This is a genomic window from Vibrio gazogenes (genome assembly GCF_002196515.1).
Lineage (GTDB): Bacteria > Pseudomonadota > Gammaproteobacteria > Enterobacterales > Vibrionaceae > Vibrio > Vibrio gazogenes_A.
In genome coordinates this window covers 1,877,887-1,902,924 of record NZ_CP018835.1, presented here as the reverse complement: position 1 = coordinate 1,902,924, position 25,038 = coordinate 1,877,887, and the positions used below count along the sequence as shown (strand labels likewise).

23 protein-coding genes and 1 CRISPR repeat array are annotated in these 25,038 nt (G+C 44.8%); of the genes, 10 read left to right on the top strand and 13 right to left on the bottom strand.

The genetic code is table 11. The features are described from left to right. Positions 1-187: 187 nt before the first annotated feature. Positions 188-1,984, bottom strand: coding sequence for an aminopeptidase P family protein (locus BSQ33_RS08550; RefSeq protein ID WP_088133857.1), 1,797 nt, complete (start codon positions 1,982-1,984; stop codon positions 188-190). Positions 1,985-2,234: 250 nt separating this feature from the next. Between BSQ33_RS08550 and BSQ33_RS08545 the strand changes: the two genes are divergently transcribed. Then, complete coding sequence (locus tag BSQ33_RS08545) at positions 2,235-2,519, top strand: hypothetical protein (protein WP_021021251.1); 285 nt, start codon at positions 2,235-2,237, stop codon at positions 2,517-2,519. A gap of 44 nt (positions 2,520-2,563) precedes the next feature. Here BSQ33_RS08545 and asnC read toward each other — a convergent pair whose 3' ends face one another. Next, entirely contained in the window at positions 2,564-3,028 is a 465-nt protein-coding gene (asnC, locus tag BSQ33_RS08540) for a transcriptional regulator AsnC (RefSeq protein ID WP_021021250.1), read from the bottom strand. Positions 3,029-3,233: 205 nt separating this feature from the next. Here asnC and BSQ33_RS08535 point away from each other — a divergent pair, with 205 nt between their 5' ends. Both BSQ33_RS08535 and BSQ33_RS08530 read left to right on the top strand, forming a co-directional pair. Beyond that, positions 3,234-4,013 carry a class I SAM-dependent methyltransferase gene (locus tag BSQ33_RS08535; protein WP_088134559.1) on the top strand — a complete coding sequence of 260 codons (780 nt, stop codon included), beginning with the start codon at positions 3,234-3,236 and terminating at the stop codon, positions 4,011-4,013. A 115-nt stretch (positions 4,014-4,128) separates the two neighbouring features. Beyond that, on the top strand, positions 4,129-4,494 hold the full coding sequence (locus BSQ33_RS08530; protein WP_021021248.1) for a hypothetical protein: 366 nt from the start codon (positions 4,129-4,131) through the stop codon (positions 4,492-4,494). A gap of 137 nt (positions 4,495-4,631) precedes the next feature. On the opposite strand, the gene BSQ33_RS08525 is transcribed toward BSQ33_RS08530, so the two are convergent. Together BSQ33_RS08525 and uspA are read right to left on the bottom strand one after the other, a co-directional pair. Beyond that, positions 4,632-5,504, bottom strand: coding sequence for a carboxylate/amino acid/amine transporter (locus BSQ33_RS08525; RefSeq protein ID WP_088133856.1), 873 nt, complete (start codon positions 5,502-5,504; stop codon positions 4,632-4,634). Between the two features lie 58 nt (positions 5,505-5,562). Beyond that, on the bottom strand, positions 5,563-5,988 hold the full coding sequence (gene uspA / locus BSQ33_RS08520; protein WP_021021246.1) for a universal stress protein UspA: 426 nt from the start codon (positions 5,986-5,988) through the stop codon (positions 5,563-5,565). A 158-nt stretch (positions 5,989-6,146) separates the two neighbouring features. Between uspA and ftnA the strand changes: the two genes are divergently transcribed. The 3 genes from ftnA (at position 6,147) to BSQ33_RS08505 (ending at position 8,404) form a co-directional block, all read left to right on the top strand. Further along, a complete protein-coding gene (ftnA, locus tag BSQ33_RS08515) occupies positions 6,147-6,674 on the top strand; it encodes a non-heme ferritin (protein ID WP_021021245.1) in 528 nt (175 codons plus the stop codon). Between the two features lie 65 nt (positions 6,675-6,739). Continuing rightward, positions 6,740-7,063 (top strand): universal stress protein UspB, encoded by a 324-nt coding sequence (gene uspB, locus BSQ33_RS08510; RefSeq protein ID WP_021021244.1) that lies wholly within the window; start codon positions 6,740-6,742, stop codon positions 7,061-7,063. 153 nt (positions 7,064-7,216) lie between these two features. Further along, positions 7,217-8,404, top strand: coding sequence for an NAD(P)/FAD-dependent oxidoreductase (locus BSQ33_RS08505; protein WP_088133855.1), 1,188 nt, complete (start codon positions 7,217-7,219; stop codon positions 8,402-8,404). Positions 8,405-8,755: 351 nt separating this feature from the next. Here the strand turns inward: BSQ33_RS08505 and BSQ33_RS08500 are convergent, their stop codons facing one another. Next, positions 8,756-9,625 carry a hypothetical protein gene (locus BSQ33_RS08500; RefSeq protein ID WP_021021242.1) on the bottom strand — a complete coding sequence of 290 codons (870 nt, stop codon included), beginning with the start codon at positions 9,623-9,625 and terminating at the stop codon, positions 8,756-8,758. Positions 9,626-9,842: 217 nt separating this feature from the next. Between BSQ33_RS08500 and BSQ33_RS08495 the strand changes: the two genes are divergently transcribed. Then, positions 9,843-10,241 carry a GntR family transcriptional regulator gene (locus BSQ33_RS08495; RefSeq protein WP_157721371.1) on the top strand — a complete coding sequence of 133 codons (399 nt, stop codon included), beginning with the start codon at positions 9,843-9,845 and terminating at the stop codon, positions 10,239-10,241. A gap of 599 nt (positions 10,242-10,840) precedes the next feature. Here BSQ33_RS08495 and cmr6 read toward each other — a convergent pair. The 8 genes from cmr6 to BSQ33_RS08455 are packed head-to-tail and all read right to left on the bottom strand — an operon-like array spanning position 10,841 to position 20,464. Continuing rightward, positions 10,841-11,833, bottom strand: a complete 993-nt coding sequence (cmr6, locus tag BSQ33_RS08490) for a type III-B CRISPR module RAMP protein Cmr6 (RefSeq protein ID WP_088133854.1) — start codon at positions 11,831-11,833, stop codon at positions 10,841-10,843. Further along, positions 11,830-12,258, bottom strand: coding sequence for a type III-B CRISPR module-associated protein Cmr5 (gene cmr5 / locus BSQ33_RS08485; protein ID WP_085049903.1), 429 nt, complete (start codon positions 12,256-12,258; stop codon positions 11,830-11,832). Before cmr5 ends, cmr6 begins: the two co-directional genes overlap by 4 nt. Positions 12,259-12,277: 19 nt before the next feature. Next, entirely contained in the window at positions 12,278-13,150 is an 873-nt protein-coding gene (gene cmr4 / locus BSQ33_RS08480; protein WP_021021238.1) for a type III-B CRISPR module RAMP protein Cmr4, read from the bottom strand. 16 nt (positions 13,151-13,166) lie between these two features. After that, positions 13,167-14,351: a type III-B CRISPR module-associated Cmr3 family protein gene (locus BSQ33_RS08475; protein WP_088133853.1), complete on the bottom strand. Its 1,185-nt coding sequence runs from the start codon at positions 14,349-14,351 to the stop codon at positions 13,167-13,169. Next, positions 14,348-16,708, bottom strand: a complete 2,361-nt coding sequence (cas10, locus tag BSQ33_RS08470) for a type III-B CRISPR-associated protein Cas10/Cmr2 (protein WP_088133852.1) — start codon at positions 16,706-16,708, stop codon at positions 14,348-14,350. The genes BSQ33_RS08475 and cas10 overlap by 4 nt, the downstream gene beginning before the upstream one ends. 13 nt (positions 16,709-16,721) lie before the next feature. Beyond that, complete coding sequence (locus tag BSQ33_RS08465) at positions 16,722-18,323, bottom strand: RAMP superfamily CRISPR-associated protein (protein ID WP_088133851.1); 1,602 nt, start codon at positions 18,321-18,323, stop codon at positions 16,722-16,724. 1 nt (position 18,324) lies between these two features. Continuing rightward, positions 18,325-20,145, bottom strand: a complete 1,821-nt coding sequence (locus BSQ33_RS08460; protein ID WP_157721370.1) for a hypothetical protein — start codon at positions 20,143-20,145, stop codon at positions 18,325-18,327. Beyond that, positions 20,138-20,464 carry an STIV orfB116 family protein gene (locus tag BSQ33_RS08455; protein ID WP_157721369.1) on the bottom strand — a complete coding sequence of 109 codons (327 nt, stop codon included), beginning with the start codon at positions 20,462-20,464 and terminating at the stop codon, positions 20,138-20,140. The genes BSQ33_RS08460 and BSQ33_RS08455 overlap by 8 nt, the downstream gene beginning before the upstream one ends. A gap of 98 nt (positions 20,465-20,562) precedes the next feature. Here BSQ33_RS08455 and cas1 point away from each other — a divergent pair, with 98 nt between their 5' ends. From cas1 to BSQ33_RS08440, 3 genes are all read left to right on the top strand, one after another. Beyond that, positions 20,563-23,598 (top strand): CRISPR-associated endonuclease Cas1, encoded by a 3,036-nt coding sequence (gene cas1, locus BSQ33_RS08450; RefSeq protein ID WP_088133848.1) that lies wholly within the window; start codon positions 20,563-20,565, stop codon positions 23,596-23,598. After that, the gene (gene cas2 / locus BSQ33_RS08445) at positions 23,583-23,876 is read left to right on the top strand and encodes a CRISPR-associated endonuclease Cas2 (RefSeq protein WP_088133847.1); all 294 of its coding nucleotides are present in this window, start codon (positions 23,583-23,585) and stop codon (positions 23,874-23,876) included. The genes cas1 and cas2 overlap by 16 nt, the downstream gene beginning before the upstream one ends. 1 nt (position 23,877) lies before the next feature. After that, positions 23,878-24,252: direct repeats of the CRISPR family, unit length 36 nt; unit sequence AGTCCTAACGGCCTGTCTCGGCCAGTGTCTTCCGAT. Between the two features lie 439 nt (positions 24,253-24,691). Further along, positions 24,692-25,018 (top strand): hypothetical protein, encoded by a 327-nt coding sequence (locus BSQ33_RS08440; protein ID WP_141650697.1) that lies wholly within the window; start codon positions 24,692-24,694, stop codon positions 25,016-25,018. Positions 25,019-25,038 lie beyond the last annotated feature (20 nt).

Genomic DNA, 25,038 nt, shown 5'->3' with positions numbered 1-25,038 from the left:
ATCAAAAAGTGTCTCATTTGAATCTGTATGTACTATTTTTAATTTTAAATCAGGGTTTTACGTTGTTAATGATGATTAGGGGTCTAATCTTTATGTTGTGAGGAAAGGCGAGGTGGTTATGTGCTTGTTAAAAGCCAGTCGATCAAAGCGATCGACTGGTGTTGTACGATAAGGGGGGAGAGCTAGATCAGCATGATGGTGACGAGATTGGCTGAGTTGCTTGCTTGAGCCATGTTTTTACCGTGCCGGTGACAAGCGGTGAGACCTCATCCCAGACTTTTTGGTGATACGAATTAAGCCACTGAATTTCTACATCGTTGAGTAATGACAAATCAATTGCGCGCTGATCGATTGGACAGCGTGTTAAAGATTCAAATCCCAACACATTAAAATCGCCTTCGGTTGCTACCGAAGTGACTAATTCCAGATTTTCGATACGAATACCAAACTGGTCAGCACGGTAATAACCGGGCTCATTTGACACGACCATGCCAGGCTGTAACGCGACGGTATTCGGCGCTTTACTGATGCGTTGTGGCCCTTCATGGACATTGAGGCAATGGCCGACACCATGACCTGTACCGTGGTCGAAATCGTAACCGTGGGCCCATAGATGCTGACGTGCCAGTGCATCAAGCTGATGTCCGGATGTTCCCTGTGGGAAACGCGCGCTTGCCAGTGCGATATGACCTTTCAAAACCAGTGTAAATTGCTGTTTCATCAGGGGCGATGGGGTCCCTATCGCGACGGTGCGGGTTATATCTGTTGTCCCATCTGTATATTGACCACCGGAATCGACCAGATAGAAACTATCTGGAGTTAACTGCCCGGGAGTTGGTTGATTGAGGTGATTATAATGGCACATGGCCGCGTTGCTTCCGGCTGCGGAAATGGTGCTAAAGCTGAAGTCCAGTAATGTTGGATCCTGCTGTCTGAATTCAGCCAATTGATCCGATAATGTGGCTTCATTGTGCATATGACCTTGAGCAACTTCCTGATCCAACCAGGATAAGAATTTTGCCATTGCAGCACCATCACGAATATGACAGGCTTGCATCCCTGCGATTTCACTGGCGTTTTTCGCTGCTTTCGGTAGCATACAAGGATCGGCACCGTGAATGATGGATACGCCGGCATTTTGTAAGGTCAGGCTGAACCAAGCGTTGCAGGTCTCGGGATCCAGTAAAACCTGTTTGCCTTGTAAGTTTGTCAGTGATTCTTCCAGTGTTTCCGGCGGACAGATTCTGACCCCCGGCCCGACATGGCGGTCAAATGCTTCAATCACTCGTTGTGGGTCGATGAACAGATCAACACTGGCATCGTCATAGATAATGGCATAAGTCAGCAGTACCGGGAGGCAAGCGATATCTTGCCCGCGAATATTGAGTAACCAGCAAATCGAGTCTGATTGTGTCAATAGTGCACAGTGGGCTTGTTTTTTTCTGAGGATGTCGGCAATGGCTTGTCGTTTATCTGCACTGCTCTGACCAGATTGTTCGAGATCCATGAGCCACATTTTTGAAAAAAATGGTACTGGACGGTCCTGCCATAACAGGTCAACTGGGTTATCCTGCAGCGGACACAGTGTCAATTTCCCCGAGATTTTTTGTTGAGCATGTGTTATCCATAGGCTCCGGTGAAGACGCGGATCGAATCCGACTTTACTGTTTGGGGAAAGATGGTCTATTATCCAATCGAGAAATGGTTCTTCAATCAGGTGATGATATTCAAATATTGACTCTGGTACTTGTTTGGTGACTTGAACCGTGTAGCGGCCATCAACGAAAATTGAGGCATGCTCTTGGGTAACGACGGCAACGCCCGCAGAGCCAGTAAAGCCTGTAAGCCATTGCAGGCGTTCATTGTGGACGGGTAGATACTCTCCCAGATATTCGTCCTCATGAGGAACAATCAGCGCATCAAGTTGGTTTTCTTTTAGCCAGCTTCTTATATTTGATATCCGTTCAGATATATGATTTTGCATCTGGTGTTATCCTTTTGTAGTAGATAGTAAAATGCTACTCGTGAGTGAGTGATGTGAAATAAGCTACGCTTTTTTTACCTGACTCGCAATTTTGCATGATAAGTATCATTATTCATATAGGACATTGGATGTGATGTTCTATATGAATAAATAGCAACCATCGTTTGCGAAACTGTTTATATTTATATGTTCGCACCCGATAATTATTTAGACATATCTTTAACATTATAATATTTTTTGGAAATCACATATGTCGATGACAACTTATGAAATGGCTCGAATTTTAGAGCAACTTGATGAAACACCTGAGAAGGTTATGTTTGGCAAGTTGCTCAGTGAATTGGGCAACCAGAGTAGCGAGCGCATTCGTAGTGCCGCTAAACAAGTACCTGTTCCTGTGCTGCGTGACTTGGTTTATCAATTTGAGCAAGTAATTGAATCCCGCAAATATGAGCAAGTTGAAACAATGGCAAAACATTTAGCGGCTCAAGGTATTTCTGCAGAAGAGCTACTGAATTATTTAGGTAAAAAATAGCGTTATTTAAAGTCACTATATTTGTGTGGTTTTTATGCCACTCATTATGGGATGACGTTTCGATTGATGGGGTTCTGTAATGAAATTAATGTTTCAGTAGATTGGACCTCATCAATACTTTGCAATTTATCGATGAGTACGTATTGAAGTTCTTCAATTGAGTGACACATTAATTTTGCAAATATATTGTATGCACCCGTCGTATAATATGCTTCGACAACTTCATCGAGTGCATTCAGCTTTTCTAAGGCTGAATGATAGTCTCTTGCGGCATTCAGATTGATACCAATAAAACAACAGACATCGTAGCCCAATTTTTTGGTGTTCACGACGACTTCTGTTTTTTGGATAATATCTGCGTTTTTCATTTTCTCGATGCGAACGTGGATCGTTGCCGGACTGACATTAAATTGCTTTGCCATTTCAGCGTAGGGCGTTCGGGCATCATCCATTAATCTTTTGAGGATGGCACGATCCAAATCGTCTAGTTTGGCCGTATTAGGATGCATGATTATTCCTTGTTTGAGCTTTTATGTTTTTTTATAGGAAATACTCAGAACTTCATGTCTTGTGTGACGTCCTGAGGTTGAGAGGTTATATCGATATTATGGTTCTATCATATCAGGCTATTCTATCATTCAAATAGCCAAATGATGTATACCGTCAAGTCGATTTCATGCATATCATCGCTGCGGTGGGCAGAGGAGAATGTTTTTGTTACTACAGTTGTTAACAGAGTCCCCTGATAAACAGTCAACCTTAGCTGCGATTGCCGAGCGCTGGCAGCTTGAACATACCGATGCCAGCCCGTTTGCTTTAGTGCTTACTGAAGAACGTTTGGAATTGCGTCAGTTGGATGAGCCTAAATTGGGCGCTATCTATGTCGATTTTGTCGGCGGCGCGGTCGCTCATCGGCGTAAATTCGGTGGCGGCAAAGGACAGGCCATTGCGAAAGCGGTTGGGCTGAATAAAGGTGTAACGCCTGTTGTGCTGGATGCAACGGCCGGACTGGGCCGTGATGCTTTTGTTCTGGCGTCTTTGGGTTGTCAGGTGTTGATGGTTGAACGTCATCCTGTCGTCGCGGCTTTATTGGAAGACGGACTGAGACGAGCCTGTGCAGATGCGGAGATCGGCACATGGGTCAGTGAACGGATGACACTGTTGCATGAGAGTAGTCATCGGGCGCTGGATCATCTTGAGCACCCGATCCAGCCAGACGTCGTTTATCTCGATCCAATGTATCCTCATCCGGTGAATAAGAAGAAAACGGCATTGGTGAAAAAAGAGATGCGGGTCTTCCAATCTTTGGTTGGTGCTGATGACGATGCTGATGCGTTGCTAGTTCCGGCACTGCGGCTGGCGAAAAAGCGGGTCGTGGTTAAGCGTCCTGATTACGCACCTTGGCTTCATGAACAACGGCCAACCATGGTGATAGAAACCAAGAAAAACCGCTTTGATGTTTATGTGAATGCTGCCATGGATGAGAAAGAATAGCCTGCCCAACAACCCCATGTGATATAACCGTTTGACCTGATAATTTTACTTGATTCCCGGACGATTGCTTTGTATATCTAATTAAGAATAATTATTATTTTTATTGGGGTGAAGCATGAGCAAGCGCCTGTGTCAATTTGACCGACGTGAAATCCGCCATACGCTGGGAGATATTCATCATTTGGTGAGTGCTCCAAAGTTTGTCTGCCTGTCTTGTGCGAGGAGTGCAAACCAATGCGCTCGTTTATGTAAGCCGGTGGCACTTCCCGCCACGATGCATCAACCGATCACTCCGGAAATATCACCATCACGGCTGAATATTCCGCTGCCGATGTGGGATAAAAAAACACTCAAACAGTTCAAGAAACAGCAGACAGACAAGAAAGCCCGTAAGCAGATTAAGAAATTAATCCGCCAGCAAAAGAAATTACGCAAAGAATCCGGGAAAATTCAAAAAAGGCTGGAGAAGATAGCTTGTTGAACCGTTGTAAGTGATTACTTACTTTTTCTTGTTATTCTTCAGTCTAGAGATACCAATAAAAAGATGGCCATGGCCATCTTTTTCTCTTGATTCGTTTTCGTGATATAAACGGATTTCGTTATCAGCCGATTTTGTTATCAACTATGCTGCTGCGCAACTTTACGTTTGACCCACGTTTCATTGAGCCACAGCGATAACATGATGATGGCACCACCGAGAATCAGTTTCGGCAGATTGGCATCCCGGTTCCAGATCAACAGATTTACAAGCAAACCTGCCGGGACAAGCGCATTGTTCATGATCGCCAGTGCTCCTGCATTGACCAGGCAAGCCCCTTTATTCCACATAAAATAGCCCAACCCTGAAGCGATTAACCCCAGATAGACTAATATTCCCCATTGCAGAGAAGTGGTCGGTAACTTATCGGTGTGACCAAAAAGCAGAAAAGCAATGGTTGCGACGATCAAAGCCCCGAGATAGAAATAACCAAATACCGTGTGTTGCGGGAGTTTGGTGTCATGACTTTCCATCAAATATTTGTAACCGACCTGACCGATAGCAAAGCAAAGGTTCGCCCCCTGAACGACCAAAAATCCCAGTAGAAAGTCTTCTTGAACGCCGGTCTTTTTGATAATGATGGTTCCTAAAACGGCGACGACGGCGGTGACGAGATACCAAGGTGAGAAGCGGCCTTTGAGGAGGTCATAAATCAACGTGACATATATCGGCGTAAATACCGTAAATAACAGCACCTCAGGGACACTGAGCAACAAAAAGGATTGGTAGTAAAAGCAGTACATCAAACCAAGTTGAATCCCCCCGATAGCCATCAGTTTGATGATCAGAGATTTAGCAACTTGTCGGAATTTCAAAAAGGGTACAAACACCACACTTGCAAGCGCGATGCGCATGAGGACGGAAAACCAAGAATCAACCTGACCGGCGAGATAAACACCGATCAGGCTGAATGAAAAAGCCCATAATAGGGTAATCGCAGAAAGATAAGCCATATGATAATTTCAACATGATCAATAATGGCTCAGAGTCTAGCGAAGTTTTCCCTGTTCGTCAGTCTTTGAGTGGCACTACCAGCATATCAACCGGAGAACAGTTGATGAGGAGTTTGGTTGAGGAAAGCAGTTTGCTCCAGAAATCCTGATGATGCCCACAGACGACCAAATCGATTTCATATTCATTGATCGTTTCACAAATTTCGTGGCCTAAATCACCACTGCCGACCAAGGTGTGATGAATCGGATAATTGGCATGTGTTGCAATTTCTTGTAAATGTTTTTGTGACATTTCCATGGATTGATGTTGTGTCTCTGCCAGATTGATATCGATCAGCCCTGTGTACAGTTCGGCATAATTCACATCAATATGAATAAAAGACAATTTTGCTCCGAGAGGTTTTGCCAATGCAACAGCTTTATCGACTAGAACACGGCTTTCCTCAGACAAATCGACTGTGACTAAGATATGTTTATAGCTCATTATACTGTCTCCGTTTCATATCTGATGGTTTCACTTTAGCATCGCCCTGAAAAAAAAATTGTCGGAATGATCTCAGTTCCACTTCTCTGCCAGAAGATGATAAAGTGTTGAAGGTGTTATATTTCAATCAATACGAGAGTAAATCAGGAGACACAGTTATGCTAGCACAAGCAATGGTTGATCAACTAAATGATCAAATTAATCTCGAATTTTTCTCATCCAATCTATACTTACAAATGAGTGCTTGGTGTGAAGATAAAGGCTTTGAAGGTGCAGCAATGTTTCTTCGTTCTCATGCTCAGGAAGAAATGCAGCACATGCAGCGTCTGTTTACTTATGTGAGTGAGACAGGGGCGTTGCCTATTCTCGGTGCGATTGATGCACCCAAACATGACTATGATAGTTTAGGGGAGGTTTTCCGCGAAACATATGAACATGAGCAAATGATAACTCAAAAAATTAACAAGTTGGCCCATGTAGCATTTACATCCCAAGATTACTCGACCTTTAACTTTCTTCAGTGGTATGTAGCTGAGCAGCATGAAGAAGAAAAATTGTTTAAAGGGATTTTAGACAAGTTAGAGCTGGTTGGTGAAGATGGTAAAGCCCTGTTCTTCATCGATAAAGATTTAGCAGACATGGTAAATGAAGGTTCATCTTCCGTAATGGATTCTCAAGCCGGGTAATCTCAGGAATATCACTGCTGATTGTCTTTTCTTTGAGATCCTCGTGAAGATGTAGGGAGGAAAAGATGATCAGCGAAGATACGATCTTATTCGCACTCATGGGAGTGACACTGGTTAATGTTGCGCGGTACCTCACAGCGCTTCGGGCACTGATTTATATCATGCGTGAAGCGCATCCTCTCTTGTATCAGCAAGTAGACGGTCCCGGATTTTTCACCACTCACGGTAATATGAATAAACAGGTCCGTTTATTTCATTACATCAAAAGTAAAGAGTACCTCCATCATCATGATTCAGTGTTTACTGGTAAGTGTGAACGAGTAAGACAACTCTTTATACTCACATCTTCTCTTGTCGGAGTCACAATGCTTACCTCGCTGATTCTGTAAAGAGAAGTGCCACGTCAGGCGCTTGATTGGTAAAATGACGCGCTTGACGTTAGAATCATCTTTCAATCGATGAAGGATGTGCTGACTGGCACATCCTTTTTTCGTGTCTTTCATGTTTATAGATCGCTTTAGTTCGATGTTGGTGAGATAAGAATGAGCAAACAGGTTGATGTCGTTGTAATCGGAGCCGGAGCCGCGGGGCTGATGTGCGCTGCGCAGGCTGGTAAGCGGGGACGACGAGTCTTGGTTGTCGATCATGCGAAAAAGCCGGGGCGGAAAATCCTGATTTCGGGCGGGGGACGCTGCAACTTCACCAACTATGATGTTTCTGCGAGCCACTATCTTTGCCGCAATCCACATTTCGTTAAATCCGCACTGTCTCAATATACCAACTGGGATTTTATCTCTTTGGTCACTCAGTACGGTATTGCGTTTGAAGAACGCGATCACGGGCAATTGTTCTGCCTTGACAGTGCCAAAGAGATTGTCAATTTACTCCTGAAAGAGTGTGATTTGCCTCATATCGAACAGCGTTATCAGGTTGACATTCAGGCCATTGAAAAAACGGAAGCAGGCTTTTGTCTTCAGACCGGGCAGGGAACTATCGAGTGTCAGTCGCTGGTGGTTGCAACCGGCGGTTTATCGATGCCGAAACTGGGCGCAACGCCTTTCGGTTATCAAATTGCGGAACAGTTTGGTTTGCCGGTTATTCCGACCAGAGCCGCATTGGTGCCTTTCACCCTCCATAAAGAAGAGAAAGAGCAGTTTGCCGAACTATCGGGGATCGCCGTGCCGGCGGTTCTCTCGGCTGAAAATGGGACGTCATTTAAAGAAGCACTGCTTTTCACCCACCGGGGGCTATCAGGGCCTGCGGTGTTACAACTGTCTTCCTATTGGCAACCGGGGGAGAAAGTCACGGTGAATTTGCTACCGGATGAAGATATCGGGGAAATGCTGAACCGTTCCTGTGCCAAGCACCCCAATCAAAGTGTGAAAAATACCCTTGCGAAAGTGTTACCCAAGCGTTTGGTTGAAGTCTTGATTGAGCGGGGCGAGCTGGTGGATAAACCACTCAAGCAACTGCACGGAAAAGAAATGACCGCCTTGGTTGAAACACTCACTCACTGGCAGATATTGCCCAATGGCACCGAAGGTTACCGGACCGCCGAAGTCACTCAGGGAGGTGTTGATACGGATACCATCTCTTCGAAAACCATGGCTTGTAAATCCGTCCCCGGCTTGTTCTTCGTCGGTGAAGTGATGGATGTAACCGGTTGGCTTGGCGGATATAACTTCCAGTGGTGCTGGTCTTCCGGCTGGGTCGCCGGGCAGTGGGTGTGATGGTGTGCAGAGACAAAAAGTTTGTCCGTAAGCTCTAAAGTTTGTCCGTAGTGACTTCGATTACTATGATAATTTCAGGTAAACGTTATTGGATTTAGTATGGGATGCGGGCGAAAACTAGAGTCGTTGAGAGACATTGAGCGAGCATTAAAAAGTAAATATGGGATTGGTCACGGATCAGAGTATAAGCCTTGCTCAGAATTCAGGATATAAAATCTAATGGTGTGCGCTCGGTAATTTATGGAAGGAAGGCCAAAAGAGAGCATTACATGCTATCTTCAATTGTGTGATTCATAGACATCCTTTCCCTCATCGCGCACCATACAATCCACATTAATTTGAAACCTGCCGCTACGTCGTCCAGGTCATACAACTCTTACTGGCAAAGTTTTTGGTGATGGTCCATGAATAACTTGTCCCGGCAACTTTATCGACAGCTCTTGCAATAAGATCTTTTAAAGCATTGCGATAGGACGCGCCCAGAGCATTGTACCATCCCTTATCTGATAAGGTTGTTCCCCAAGTTCCGTTTAAGACGTAATTAACCATAAGATCACTGCTGGAAACACAGCTGTGAACTTCCTTCGTCATACCCGAATTCGGGGTAAACTTCCCATAATCAGTATCGTGATTCTTCCAACCTTTTTCCTTGTTTAAACGATCTAAGCATGCCGCAGTCTTATCAGTCGGGACCAAATAAAGCCGGATAGTGGAACTATACAGAGAGCTTTCAGTTAATATTGCTCCGACTGGGGTATCTCTTATTTGTCTAACGCGGTAGGTTCGTTCTTCAGGTTTTTTACCCTGTAAAAACTGGATTGAATAATAACGTTCAGTTTTTTTGTCCTCATAAATATTGTCACCTTCGAGTTTTTCGATCGAAATGTTGTTATCACTTTGGCTGCCTTGCCAGACGATGAAGTTGTTTCCCTCCGGTTTTTTATAAATAGCAATGAAACTGAAGTGTCCTGATTCTAACCCCATAGATAAACTTCTTGTTTTTAACCCGACACTGTGAGACCAGGTTTCCATCACACCGACCCATAAGCGGCCTTTTTGTTGGATAAGGTTTTTCTCGTCGTCACTTAAATTTTTGATGATATGATCAAGACCATAATAAGTATCTTGTTTCAGTTCTGACTCTTGTGACTTTTGTATCCACGCTTCAAACTGTTGTTTAGCTTCATCATCTTTAGCCTGTTGCCAGTCCTTTTCACTCATGATGCTTTCTCCATTGTTAAATCTATCAATTGTGTAATAGATCTTTACGTTGACTATCAAAAATATAATGAGTTGCAAAGTAGAGGACTCGGAGAAACTTAGTGAAATAACGGGTGTAATCAATAAACAACTCGAAACATACCCAATAAGTACTATTGTCAGTGATGCAATCAAAAGTTGTGGCCTGTCTCCAAAAACCATCCTCAAATATAAGCATGTGAAAACAGCCTCTCAGTTAGTGGCCAGTAAACTCAACATTAATGAAGGGGATAAGTATGTTGAGATCAAAAGATTGAGGTATGCCAATGACAAAATAGCGGTGTTTAATATTCATCACTTTAGGCTGCATGCCATTGAACATGCGAGTGATGATGCACTCTGTGGCTCTCTGTTCGATTATCTTGAAGAGACCGGTAAAAGTATTTCTTACGCGAAAACCAAAATAAAATCCGTTGTCCTGACACAGCGAGATATCCCGGAAATGGACGTGGCGCTGGAACCCTTCATTCTCCTAGAAGAAACCTATTATAGTGATTCAGGCGAAGTTTTTTGTTATACCGAAGACTACTATTCCGATGAGATCTTTAGCTTCGACATCATTCGCAGACGCTCATAGTGCGGGTCTTGAGCCGCTCGTGTTTCCGCCATTCCATCGAAGCCCCCGATAGCAGTCAATATCGAGGTCAATTGGGGATGGCAGTCTGTTGCATGTCCTGCCATCAATACTGACTGCATGTCAGATGCCATTATTCTTTCCCTCAGAAAAGTACAATCCTCCCAACGAACGGCCTGTCTCGGCCAGTGTCTTCCGATCATCTAGGAATGCATAAACATGTTTGTAAGAAAGTCCTAACGGCCTGTCTCGGCCAGTGTCTTCCGATAATGAGTTCTTTTGCTGTTTGTGGAATGGATAAGGTCCTAACGGCCTGTCTCGGCCAGTGTCTTCCGATAGTAACGTTTTGTTCAATCAACCTAAAGAGGTCTGTCCTAACGGCCTGTCTCGGCCAGTGTCTTCCGATAGCGCCCCCTGGCAGCCTTGATATATAAGGGCTGAGCAAAGCAATTTGGCCGATCTGTATAAATATACATAGAAAAACCTCATTTTTGGCCCTTTTCAGGGGGGGATCGGCCAATTGCCGATCTCGTCAGACAAGTGTTGATTATATCATCGGCTCTGATTTGGATTCAAAGCGTTAAACGAGGCGTGCAGAGGTTTCATGTTAAATTGTGCTCTTTGCCCGATCCCCTGGGTGATACTTCAAAATAACCATAACCTACCGCGCTTTTTGCACCGGCACCTTGATAAGATAAGGCACTACAGAGCATATCCGTGATAAAAGCCAATTCTCCTGTGGGGGCTTTTTCTGTTGAACCGGGACGCGGTAGTACCGCCAGTTGCAGTTCAAAGTCTTCCAGCGCCAGAAATGGGATGGGGACTGGGTCATGCCAGTCATTTGGTGTGGTGTTTAACTGACCCGTTTTTGTTGCCCCGTCTTGATACCAATTGCCGAAATGAGGCGTCATGACATCGGTAACAAATGTCATTTTTTGGGTTGGCAGAGCGTCAAAGAAAATATAATCGCCTGCCTGATTTTTTGTCTGATGATCAGTATCGGATGTTTCCGGACATTCATCACTACCGAAAACCCGCCGTATAAAATCAATAAAATCGGCATCATGTTTCTCCGCGTCATTGAGCGGATAAGTATTCATTAAAAATGATTTCAGAATGCCTTTTAAGGCGGAACCCGGTAGATAAGGAATACCGAGTGTCGGATGCCAGAACAGATTTACTCCCATTAGGTGAGGCATTGATAAGCCATTGACGAACCGCCAGACACAGGTGACGGTTTTGATTGCATCCTGTTCTTGGATATCCGAGCCTTTGAGTCGTTTGACCATTTCACATTGTCTATGGGTATAGCGCTGGCACACTGATGACAAGGCATGTTGATCATCTTGCAATGTATTGCGTACGATTTTAATCAAATCAGCGCCTTTACCGACAGTCAGAAGTGTGCATTCATTCCACTGTTCTGTAGACAGATGACCTTGACACATCAGGCTGAAGAAACGGGTTGTATCGGTTTCTTTACCTATTTGTGCTAAATTTTGGGGATTAGAGGTGAGAAAGTATTTGTTATACAGCAGCCCCCAATTGAGGGTGTGATGCCACTGAGGTTTTGCTGATTGAGCATGATCGTTCATTCTTTACCTCCGGCGGTGCTTGTCTTCTGAGCTTGCTGCGCTGACATTGTTTTTTTCGCCCGTAGCAGTGATTTGAGCCAGACCAATAATTCATTGACTTCATTTTCGATGGCGATATGTTCTTGGGTTGTCATCGTTTCATGCTCTAACAAATATTGATATAACGTCTTTTTTTCATCCGCCCTATAATCCGTCCACGACTGTTTTGTTAGCCACTGTTCTAGTGCGTCTAAACAGAATTTGTAAGCCGTGTGGTCTGACTTTTGGGTGAGCAACGCGATAAAGTGCAGCAGACCATTATTACGCAGAAAAGCAGGCATACCCGCGACAGTTGTTTCATAATTTTCCAGTGTGTCTTTATCCGTTATGTTGAGCTGATCATAGCAATGCATGGCTCGTTGATGGGAAAGTAATATCTCACTCATGATGCATTATCCTCAAGGATTAATTCTTAAAGGCTTGATGATATAGTTCAAACCAGCCCATTCCGGTGGTTTCATTGCCGCCAATCTGAATATAGTCTTTCAACAGGTGATTCAGTTGCGCCTGATCGGTCAAACGTTGGGTATAGATTAAAGTGCTGTAGAGCATGGTTTCCGGAGGTAGGGTTTCTACATACCAGAGGCTGTGATTGGCTTTGGTTTGCGGTTCGAGTTTGACATGCGGTGTGACTGGGGTTGCCATGGTACACAGATGGGTAAACACTGTATCACTGACCATCACCAGCTTTTGCGCTGTTTCCTGAACAAGGAGGGCACCTTCTTGAGCTGCTGGTTTTGTCATCTCTGCAATCTGATTTTTCAATTCCTCCAACCACAGATAAATATCCTCATGGCCTTCTTTAGGGATAATGTTCAGACAGTAATCTTCCAGAATCAGTTGTGTGTTTGGCTGATGATATAAAGTGACCACCTGATCATCAGCAAGCTGATAGTAATTATTGTTCGGAAATTCTTGCCCCATGCGGCGCATATCCCGAGCAAAGCGGGAAAGCACGCTCGGGCTGGTGACCCATAATGTATGACTGTTGAGGCTACGCACCGGCAGCCATAATAACCGCGCATCCCCGAACATTAGCGCACCGGCACCGTTACCGGATTCACTATCATCACCAAACCAGTTTTTCAGCTGTTTTTCCTGTTTTATGTCTTGGCTGGCTTTCGCTCGAAATGCACCTTTGACGGCTGAGCCGAAGATCACCGGCCAGTTGTTATGGGCTTCGCGCATGATGGGGAGATCGATCAGGCCGTTACCGGAGCCAGCACCGGCATGGACAAATGTCTCAGCCCGCATCAGTAAGATATTGTTGGTTGTCATGGTGTATTCTCCTTCATTACCTCAACGGGATCAGAGTGTAATAACCGTAGCCGTACAGGCCATATGGGTGTGGTAATAAGTGTGATAATACGCTGGATTCATTGAACTTTTCCCGGAAAAACATCTGTAATGTCTTGCCTCTGGTCAGCCGGAATAACAGGCAACTACCGGACTCAAAGAAATACTCAGCGTTGACGGGGCCCGATTTACCGTTTTTGATCTCTCCGGCTGGCTGCCAACCGCCAATAGGAACGGGTTTATCTGTCAGCCGATTGAGTAATTCACAGCCCTTGAATGTCTCTTGCATCTGCTGGACGAAGTCAGGCCATTGGCTCGCCGGGCAAGGGCTGATCAGGTGAATGGCAAATAAATCACCATTTGCGTATTCAAAGTGGTCTCTGATCGTCGGATAACGTGGCAATATTTCTGGGTCTTCTGCAATAAAGGCCATTCGGCCTTCAGCACCGAAGCGAACGTAAGCACCTTTTGCTTTGATAGATGCACTGAACATATCTTTGATAAGCGGGTTATCAAATGTCAGCGAGACGGCAAAGCAAAGATCTTGACCATTAAATTTTTGTGTGTATCGCACATGTTCGGTTAGATAAATCAGCCCGTCTTTCGCACTTTTTTTCTCTGGTTCTAACCCGATACCCAGCCGGGTTTCACGGCTGAACAGCGTTTCCGGATCGAGTATGGTGCTGTTCAGGATTTCAGGTTTGAGTGCCAGAGGTTTGTTCTGCATGATCCACAACTGACGCTGGCGGTAGTCCTGATACTCCTTTTCTAGTGATAAGTCGTGCATCATCCCCAGATCGGTTTCAAATGTTTGGCCACGAACAGGCGGCCTCAGACATGAAAATGTATCTTTGGGAGACTGCTGATCCTCAAAAATCTGTTCAACAACTAATCGTGATGCCGGGATATAATACTGAGACCCACATTTTAGCCGGACCGGAGACAGATGAACCGGTGGCGTTTTCTGCCAGTTATCCTGAAACAGTCGTTGATAGTCTGCCTTATTCAGCGCTGAGCCAACGGTTTCTTTTAGCAGTGCCATTAGAGCGCCGAGAATTGTTCGTTGAGGCGGAATCAGTTTGCTGCCAGCGGCGAGCTGAGCACTGCCAGCGTGGTTGCGGCCATCACGAAAATACCAGGTGTCATGTGGGTGGATCAGCAGGTGAATTGTCTGCTCTGTCATACCTGCGCCTCTTGTCTGTTTTGGGTCGGTTCAGGTGTGGTGTTGCACCTGACTTTGCTACATAAAAATTTGGCGATAAATGCAATATCCGGATTAAAAAAATGAGTTGAAGTTTGGTGGTTTTGCTTCGTGGTAATTTCATCACAGAGAGTGAACAGCTCGTTCATCCATTGAAGATCTACCTGCTCCGATTTCTTGAGGTTTCGGTTCTGGGTTCGGAGATATTGCGCTGTAACCAGTGATTTCAGCATGTCCGGTTGATGCTGCTTTGTACCATGATGCTGATTTTGTCGGCTCTGATAATCAGCGGTATGCCGTTCCGGATTGAGCATACCTAATTGCTGGGCGATATGGCGTAGGTGATAAAGAAAGTTGTTACTGGTTACTTCATCACAGTCACGCAGCCCGTCGATGATATCGTATAACCGGATCCTCGGTGTCTTCCTGTCAGTTGCTGACTCATTGGTTACCGGTCTGAATTCGATAAATTTACGCCATTTAGCCCCCCATTGCTGTTGAATACCGCTCTGGTTGACAATCCGAATCGCGATGGCGTCCCGGCCATATTGCTGTTTTGCCACTCCCGAAAGTAGTTGTTGAACATCGCGTAATACGCGCATCAACGGGACATTGACATGATTGAACTGCACTGCGGCAGAAATCGTTGGCAGATTTGTATGGGCGTTTCTCTTGAAGTGGGAGTTAACTGCATGCGTAAAATCTATTTGTAGCTGATGAGCACAATTGAGTGCATCTGCACCCGGTAATAACGCAACTAGGTCTTCGCCACCGGCATAGATTAAAAAGCCGTGATGATTTTTGACGGTTTCTTGTGCTTTCTGAGTATATTCACTGAGCGCCTTACCAATTTTACCGGTGTTGTTGCCTTGATTCGATATTTTGCTGATAAACTGACCCAAATGATCACCGTCCAGTGCAATGACCGCGTAGTAACGTTCTGGCTCTTTGAGGTTATCTGGCAATTGTTCTTTTAATTGCTGGAGTTGAATCAACCGTTTTTGGGTCTTTTTGCTTTGCTTGTCGAATAGGGCAATTTGTTGGGTGATGGTGTGTTCATCTGGGCTGTTTTTTTGCTGTTGCTCCAGTTGACGGAGGCGTCGTTTCGTCAGATCGTTTTCGCCTTGTAGCAGAAAATCATAACAGCTATTACCCTCCAGGCATCCCAGATGAATTTCCTGCCCATCTTTAAAAGCCGCCAATGTTTGCGTAATGTCGTCACTGAATCCAAGCAGATAACGACTTTTTACCGAGTCGTTATCACTGCCTTCGGCAACAAACTGTTGAAAAAGTGCCAGTAACCGGTCATCTTGCTGAGTCACAATATGTTGAGCTATCTGCCTCAACCAGTTGGCTGCTGCAATGAAAGTGACCGAAGGCACGCGGCCGTCAAGCGTCCAGCCGCTCAGAGTAAAAGGTTTGGTATTCGGTAAGGAATCTTTGGTTACAAAAGCCCAGATTCGGCTGAGCAGTGGGTGAAGTACACTGGTTTCATCCTGATAGATAAATTGAGGAAAATAAAATGCGAACCGACGTTTAAAATAAGCCACAGCGCAGAGCATTTCCTGATCATCGATATCATGTTCAAGCCGGATTGGTTCACCGCTTTGTGTTAATCGATGTGTTCTTAATGGTGTCCAGAAATCATCAATCACGGTTTGTTGTAAGGATTTGTTTTTATCCGGTTGAGTGATTCCTGATATTTCCTGCAAGCCCGCAAAATAATTACATTTCACCCCCGGTTCTGCCGCTTCAGACGGTAGATGCTCACGACGTAATTTACGGTTTTTCATGGCCTGAAATCCGGTTTTTAAATCAGGGGTGATTGCCCAATGGATTTCCCAATAGTTATTCAACTGCCGTTCCCATACCGCGTAGCAACGATCTTTTGCTTGGTGGTTACTCCCGAATAAGGTACCCAGATCCCGGTCAAAAACGGCTTGCCACATTAGGTTCCAACATTCTTGAACGTCTTTGACAATCTCTTTTGCCTGCTCAGCATTAAATTTTTCTGGCACAATTGCTGAGAAGCGGTTCGGTAAACAGGCATATTGTGGTCCGGCTTCACCGGATTGAAGGGCTTTGCTGAGCTGCTCATTTTCTTCCGGCAAGATCGGGCCTAACTGGCTTGGCTCCTGCTTTTGGTTTTTTTTCTTTTTATTTTGGTTTTCTGCCTGTTCCTGAGCACAACGGATCATGACCGATTTTTGTGCCGTGGCACATAAAAAAGAGATTAAAAAGGAACCGGCCCAAAAATCTCGAGTACGACGACCCTGATTAATAAACGACTGTACCGGACTGATGGATAGGTGGAAGTACTTATTTTTCTTTGGACGCATCGGGATTCCTTCCTTAGCCTGCAACGACTGATTGCTGGGAAATATATTGAGAATGGTTCAGATTTTTCGTCAATTCAGCAAAGAAACCGCCTGTACCAAAAAGTTCGTCAGTAACATCTTTAGGATTAAAATCAATGTTTTTATAATGCGTTTTTTTACTAGGGGAAATTGCATCTGAGAGTTGTAGGTAAGACGGTTTCTTTGCTGATGAATTTTTAGGAAGAAAATCAGAGCTCAGTAATAGGGCATGAATGGAATATTTCCCAGTATCTGTCAGCTTGCAAGACAAAAACACCAATGACCCGCGGCGTTTTACTTCTTTATCCAGATAAAACATGCTGTAATTTGTTCTTTTCTCTATATTTTTGGGGCTATGATTTTTATCAATAACAAGCCGATTTGTTACCAGAGGAAAACCAACTTGTAGTCGGGCTGGATACTGAGGCGGGGAGTTAAATATCCTGTTTTTATCACCCAGACCAATCTGCAGACGGGCTGTTTTATAGGCATTGCCCAGTTCCACTAGAAGTTGTTTATCCGTCATCTTTTTATCCACAGAAAATTGAGTCCACTTTGTTGCGGCAGAAAAGGCCGGAATAGGGGGAATACGCCAGTTTGTAATTGCAGAAGAATGAATGCGTTCATGTTTGATTGTATGAATGAATTGTTCATGCAACTTCTGTTGGGATAAAGCCTCTCCATTTTCTTTGATCAATGACTGTGTAAAACTGACTGAGAAAGAACCGAACCCTTTTCTGGAACGGGAACCCAAACCGCCAAATTCAGCAAAACACAGCAGCGCTTCAAAAACCTGCCGGATATGTGTTTCGGATAATTCAGGAGAGAAATGCAATAAGAAAGAGATTGTCTCCTTCGAAGTGGCTACAGGGCGCAGTGGTGACATATCTGATAACTCACCTTTATCCAATTTATATGCCTGTCCGGCAATATATTGAATTGATGAAATTTTATCCTGCTTTTTAGTTTTATTACTCTTAAATATATCGGAAGAGCGACATATTTGGATCTGATTGTTTTGAGGAATAATTCTTACTTTAGAACAGCCAATGCCTTCGCTTTCTTCTGCACTTCCCCAAAGGGCTCGCTCACTCTGATGCAAGTCTTTAAGGGCTATTTCATCAATAGACGCCTCATCTTCCGGAAGTTGCTTTGTCTTTTCATTTTCCTGAATTGCTTTTAACTTAGTCGGAACCCACTGTAAGGCGCGCCACCAATAGCGTAAGCCGCCTTTCAGGCTGGCAAGGGGAAATTCTGCCTGATTGTGAGCAGTAATTTTATCTTTCAGCTTATCCCTCACTTGTTCTAATTCTTTTTTTCTCTGATTACTGAGTTTTTCATCTTGTTCTAATTCTTGTTTTCTCTGATCACTGAGTTTTTCATCTTGTTTTAATTCTTTTTTTCTCTGATCACTGAGTTTTTTCTCTTTTTTTAATGCAGTAAGGCACTTGGCCAATTGCTTCCATTCCGGTGACATCTGTTCTGCATTATTTAAGAAAGCCATGCTTTCAAAAGTTAATGTGACAGCAACACATCGCTCTTTTGTTACGTTATCAACTTTATTTTTAAGTATTTCGTAGAATGCGGTATCTGTCATTTTATCCCCCCAGTTTTGCCAAATCGTAATAACGAAGATCAAATAGATTCACGTTGTATTTTTCATCGACATATTGTGCTTTTACATCCGTTGTTGTGGTCATAAAGGTTGCCACCATACTTGCGACTTTATTACCGGAGGTAAAATCGACAATCGTGTCCCATTCGGATATAGACGAGTCGGACACAAGGCTTTGTACGGCGTGCATACAACTGTCGAACGCATAAAAATTGGCCCCGTGAGCACCTTTCTCAAAACCGTCAGGCATGATGACCGATTCCGGAACTGGTGTGTTGTATAACGCTTCAGAAGTGAATCGGGTAAATGGCTGTGAGTGTCCGGGTTTGTATAAATGAAATTCGATCTGGTGATTTCGTATTTTGTGATAAATCAGATAAAGTGATAACAGTTTCATCAGGGAGTCAATTTGACGATTGCTTCCTGCTGCATTTGGTGCGGTGATATTATAATTTTCATCTTGGCTGTATCCTCGATCAGACACAATCAGAGAAATGATTTGTGGTGTGTTTAGATGGTTCTGCGTAGCTTGTAGGTGCTTCTCCAGTGCAACAAACAGCATTCTCCAACTGGTTCTGGCTCCGTCAGAATTAAAGTAAGTCAGCACTGCATCATAGATACCGATTAAGTCGCTAAATTTTGCGCAGGAATCGTTGTCAGCGTCCACATAAGATGGCCTCTGTTCCAAACGATAACTGACGTAATGACTGATGACTTCTATCAGATGTTTATCAGTGACAGGTTCTTCACTCTCATCTGTTGACAGCGCGAATTTAAACAGGCTTCCTTCATCAATATGGCAGAGGTCATCTATTATGTTTTGGACGTTAATTGTGCCATTTTCAGAAATAAAGTTTTGTGCTGTCGAATGTTGATTTGCCGCGTCAAATAATTGCTTCATGATGACGAAGCCGATTTTACTGAAGTGATTTCGAGCATTGCTTTTTGATTGATCTGGATATGCTTCATTTTTTGCCAGATTTTCAATGCGTTCCGGTAAGCGATTTTTTATTTGTTTGATCTTGTATTGCTGGCAAATTGACACAAATAAAATCAAATGTTGGTGTGGTTCGATGTTTTGCTCTTTCTCCAACATATTCGTGGGTACCGCGTGTCTGCGAACCTGATGCAAAAACAGATAACCGCCAAGAATGGCAAGCCACAGGTAATGCAGAGCAGAGAGCGGCGGGTGACAGCCGATAGCAATGCCAGTTACAAAAACAAGGCTGGTTAACCAGCAATCTGATGGTGTTTGAAAGTATGTCGTTGAGAGTTTTCTGAGTCTTGAACCTGAAGAATATGAATACAGGTTGGTTGCCGATGTTTTCCGGATTGCCTGAAAAAATAACAGGAAAAACACAGACATTGTGGCAGGGATGACCCAATAGGGGGTAGATTTTACAACGTTTTGCAGTATATCTTTGCCAATATCTAGCAACAACGTAAACAGTAATAAAGTGATTAGTAAAAGGATGCGTTGCCTGTCAGAAGGTAATTGTTTCAGTGAATGCTCAGCTTTGGGATTTGCAGAGAGCTGAATGCGTTTCTCACGGAGCGGAATGATTGAAAGCAACAGAATGATGATAAAAATCAGCCCGGAGATCACCAATGTCACCCGGCTGAGACCGCCAGTCCCCTGAGTCCCCAGTAATAAAAATTTCAGTTCAGTTGATAGCCATCCGACACCAATTGCTGCAATAATTGCGGTCAGAGCATATCCGATTAAAGTCGCGTTCGGTGATTGAAGAAATACAGTGATTTTCTGCTTGATGGCTTTTCTTTTTCCATTGTGTTTCCTATTCACCGTCATCCTCTCTGACTAAAAGCCCAAACTGAAAAGATACGTTCTCAAGCCGGAGTGACATCATGTCTTCCTGTGGCAACCGTGTTTTTAGATCAAAGACCACGGCTTCGTCCCCGATTGCCATTTCAATCGCAATCCGCTGGTATGGAATACTGATCCCTGTCAGTTGGGTTAGAAATTTAGCGGCGCTCTCATGCCCAATAGCAGAAACAAACCCATGATTCAGTTTGTTTTTGACTTCAGGGACTGTCAGTGGGCCAGTATAGTGGTAACGGCCAAAGGTGGTCAGTACCGGTGAATTGAGAAGAAACACCGCCATGATATGCTCCAGCATGATAAAATATTATGCTCATATATAAGGATATTAAGCTAATCGCTTAAATACTGAGCTGTCAACGACTAATCAGGATTTTTCAGATGCCCAGAGAAATTGATTTCAAAAGCTTGCTGCCGATCAAAGGAATTGATGTCAGTCTACGCTGCCTGTCCACAATATACTGTCAGCCTTTTCATTACCCAGCGATGACCGCATGGTTGAGATATTTACTCGATATCGGTGAAGAATATGAGAAGTATTTTTGTATCGGACTGGCGGAATCCGGTAAAACCGAGTTTCACAAAGGGGATTATTATCATCTGAGAATTGTGATGATTGCGCCACCGGATGCTCTGGTTGAATACCTGTTCCGGCAATTGCAGCAACTCCCAGACAGCCTGACTCATGAAACTTATGGGGCATTTGGTCGAAACCTGACACTGGTTTCCATCAAAGATAGTTTCTCGCTGAAAAATGTGACACAGGCGGATCAACTTTTGGGATTGGATGAAGCTCATTTAACATCTCAGGCCGAAGCGTTGCAGTCTACGGATCAATTTATCTGGCGCTGGGATAGCTTTGTTCGGTTGAGAAAGAAATATTCTCCTGATCGTTACAGACCACTAAAAGGTGACAATCGGTTCTGCCGAGACTGTGATGACTTTTCTGCTGAGTTATTAATGGAAAGGGTGTTCACCACGCTGGCGACACTGGTGGCAGTACATCGAGACAGTGAACGACCACGGTTAGGTGATCTTCCTAAAATTACGTTGACTGAGTGCGACACCTTCTGGCTGGATAATTATTATCTTAAACACGGAAATACAGATCCCAAATCGATTGGTGGTGCCAGTGGTGAGCTGGTGTTTGCCGGCCGTTTAGATCTGCTTTGGTGGCGATATATCATCCTGCTGCATTGGCTGGGGATGGGACAACAGCGGATATTTGGTCTGGGCCGGTTTAGTCTGTTGACACTTGAAGGGGCGCCATTATTAAACCATCGGCCAGAGCCGGCTCTGTACTGGAGTCAGATGTTTCATCAGGAGCGTTATCTTGATCTGGCGCTAGAACATAGTGATGGAAGCGTGCAGGAACCATTGCCCGATAAACCACAACTGAGACAGATGGTGACTGCATTATTAAACCGCGACTATGAAGTCCCTGTCTTACAAGGCTGTATTTTAAAGAAGGACGGTCGGGCCCCTCGGGCGCTCGCTTATCCGCCACTGGCAGATCGGGTGTTACAGCGAGTGGTGTTACACATCCTGCAAAGTAGTTGTGAAAAATTCTTTGATCACGCCAGTTATGGCTATCGTCCGGCACATTCACGGCAACAGGCAAGAGATGAGATCCTTAAATTGGTAAAAGCCGGTTATCGGTGGGTGTTTGAATCCGATATTGAAGATTTTTTCGATACGCTGGATCGGAAAAAACTCGCCATGCGGTTACGCTATCTATTTAATGATGACTGCTTGGTTCATTATCTGCTGGCATGGATGTCGGCACCGGTGGATTATCAAGGGGAGCGAATTGAGCGGGAAAACGGAATTCCACAGGGAAGCCCGCTCAGCCCACTGATGGCAAACCTGATGCTGGATGACTTTGATAATGATCTTAAATTACAGGGGTTTAAACTGGTTCGGTTTGCCGACGATTTTGTCATTCTGTGCAAGAATAAAAAACGAGCAGAACAAGCTCAGATGATTGCCGAAAAATCTTTGGGTGAGCATGGGCTGGCGCTGAATCCGGACAAGACCCATATCACGGAAATTGATCACAGTATTCAGTTTCTCGGATATTTGTTTGTCAATGAAACTGTGCTGGATAATCCGAAACGTTCAGCCGACAGTGATCTATCTGTTCCCCCCCGTTCATGGTTGGCGGAATATCAGGCCCGTATGGCCGCGAAGGCTGAAAATCCGGGTGACCCAGAAGCTGAAGATCCGTCGGATGTCGTGACTGACTCACCTCTGGTCATCGAACCACTACAAGCTGACCACACTATTAGTGAAACGGATGATGATTTTTCTATATCGACGAATTTTTCTATATCGACAAATGTGTTAGCGGACGACCCATTAGCTGATGAAGATTTAATGCAGGAGACAGATGATGAGAGCGTGCAGCTTAATCCGGCTGAAGAATCTGCACCGGCAGGGCAGCGAGATGGTCGGGGGACCGGCATTTATATCTCTGGTGACCCGTGTATTGTTCGTACCTATGCTCACCGGGTTGTGGTGCAGCGAGGAGAAAATATTCTGACAGATACGCCGTGGACGGCTGTCAATCATTTGATCTTATTTGGTCATCATCAAATGACCAGTCAGGCGATTCATCAGGCCTGTGAACACGATATTGCGATCCATCACGCGACTGGAATAGGCCGCTATGTGGGGGTGACTTGCGCTCCGGCCCAGAACTCTGCCAGTCAGCGGCTTCAACAGCGACAGCTTCAGCTCGATGAAACGCAGCAATTGCAGATCAGCCGAGCCTTAGTTGTGGCCAGAATCCGCAGCTGTCGGGAAATATTGCGCCGCCGGAGCCGTCCGGAACATCAAGCGTTGCAGCAGTATCAGCAACAGGCGGGGCGTGCGGCCAGTTTAATGCAATTACGGGGTTATGAAGGAATGGCAACCCGATTCTATTTTGCTGTTCTTCAGGAGATTCTACCGGATTGGGCCGGATTTACCGGACGTAATCGTCAGCCACCGCAGGATCCGTTTAATGCTTTGTTGTCGCTCGGTTATACGATGTTGTATGGCTTTACCGATAGCTTACTACGTGCCAGTCATCTGTTATCGTGGGCCGGTGTGTACCATCAACCGGAAGGCCGCCATGCCGCACTGGCATCAGATATGATGGAGCCCTTCCGCTATCTGGTCGAACGGACGGCACTGACGTTGGTAAACAAGAAAATTCTGACGGAAGCTGACTTTGAATCCCGGGATGGGGGTCTCTGGTTGTTAAGTCAGGGACGTCAGCGCTATCTTACTGCCTTATTGCAGTCGTTGAACGCACAACAAACGGCAGGTACGCTGTCGGGGTATTCGATCATCGATCATATTCAGCAGCAGATTACCCGTTACATTACCAGTATCCGGACCGGGGAGGCATTTGAAGCATGGCACAGCCGTTAATTATCTATGCCGTTTGTTTTGATATCAGTGACGACAAGGTGCGCCGTAACGTCGGAAAAGTGCTGCTCGGTTACGGTGACCGCGTGCAGGAATCGGTATTTGAAATTGCGGTCAAGACACCTCGCCAGCTCAAACAGATTACAGAAAAAATCAACCGGCAGCTTGACGCGACAGACAAGGTTCGGTTTTACCGTTTGTGTGCCAATTGCCGGATGAATTCTCACGTTCTCGGAGAAGGTCGCATTGCTGACTGGCCGGATTCGATCATTATCTGTTGAGCCCCCTAACGGCCTGCCTCGGCCAGTGTCTTCCGATAAAGTGAAACCTTTTCATACAGAAATGTTTAAAGTCCTAACGGCCTGTCTCGGCCAGTGTCTTCCGATACCAAAAGTTTTATGAGAGGTCACTATGAACAGTCCTAACGGCCTGTCTCGGCCAGTGTCTTCCGATTTTATGAAAGAACAAAGAATTTTTGTTGTTGAGTCCTAACGGCCTGTCTCGGCCAGTGTCTTCCGATATTGTTAATAATTTTTACTGTCAACAATAAACTAGTCCTAACGGCCTGTCTCGGCCAGTGTCTTCCGATTCTACGTGGACGCTTAATATTGTGGCCAGAATGGTCCTAACGGCCTGTCTCGGCCAGTGTCTTCCGATAGCGCCCTCTGGCAGCCTTGATATATAAGGGCTGAGCAAAGCAATTTGGCCGATCTGTATAAATATACATAGAAAAACCTCATTTTTGGCCCTTTTCAGGGAGGGATCGGCCAATTGCCGATCTCGTCAGACAAGTGTTGATTATATCATCGGCTCTGGTTTGGATTCAAAGCGTTAAACGAGGCGTGCAGAGTTTTCATACTGAATTGTGCACTCTGACCGATCTGCTGATGGGCTCGCGGGAGCACACCAAAAGTTTGGACCGTTATTCTATGGGGGCTGAACATCAATATCGGGAGACTGCCCATTCAGCGCATTAATCGGATAGAAGTCAATATTTTTGTGAACCAATCAAACCTTTTGCATATGCGTACTAATGATTATTGCAATAAAGTTGTATTTTATCTGCAGTTTGGCTCTGGGTACTGATAAATTATTCATGATTAATCATCAAACAATAGTGATTCGTTGGGGGTTGGTGCTTTTACTGCTGGTTGCAGTCGTGGCCAGCATCAACCTTTGGTTATCCAATCGCGCTGTGATTGAACCGACACTGCCGCTCCCCGAAAAAAATAATAGCCTACCGCCAAACGCAGAAACACTGACCGTAGAAAAATTAAATCATCAGGTTCAGGTGAAACAGTTACGACAAGCATTGATTCATGAACAGCCGCTGTCAGCGACTGAGGTCGTCTCCGATCAAGATCTTGATCAGCAAATTGAATCACTTGAGCAAGCGCTACAGCAGTTAAGTCAGGAAAAGTAGCGCTGTATTAAATGTTAAGT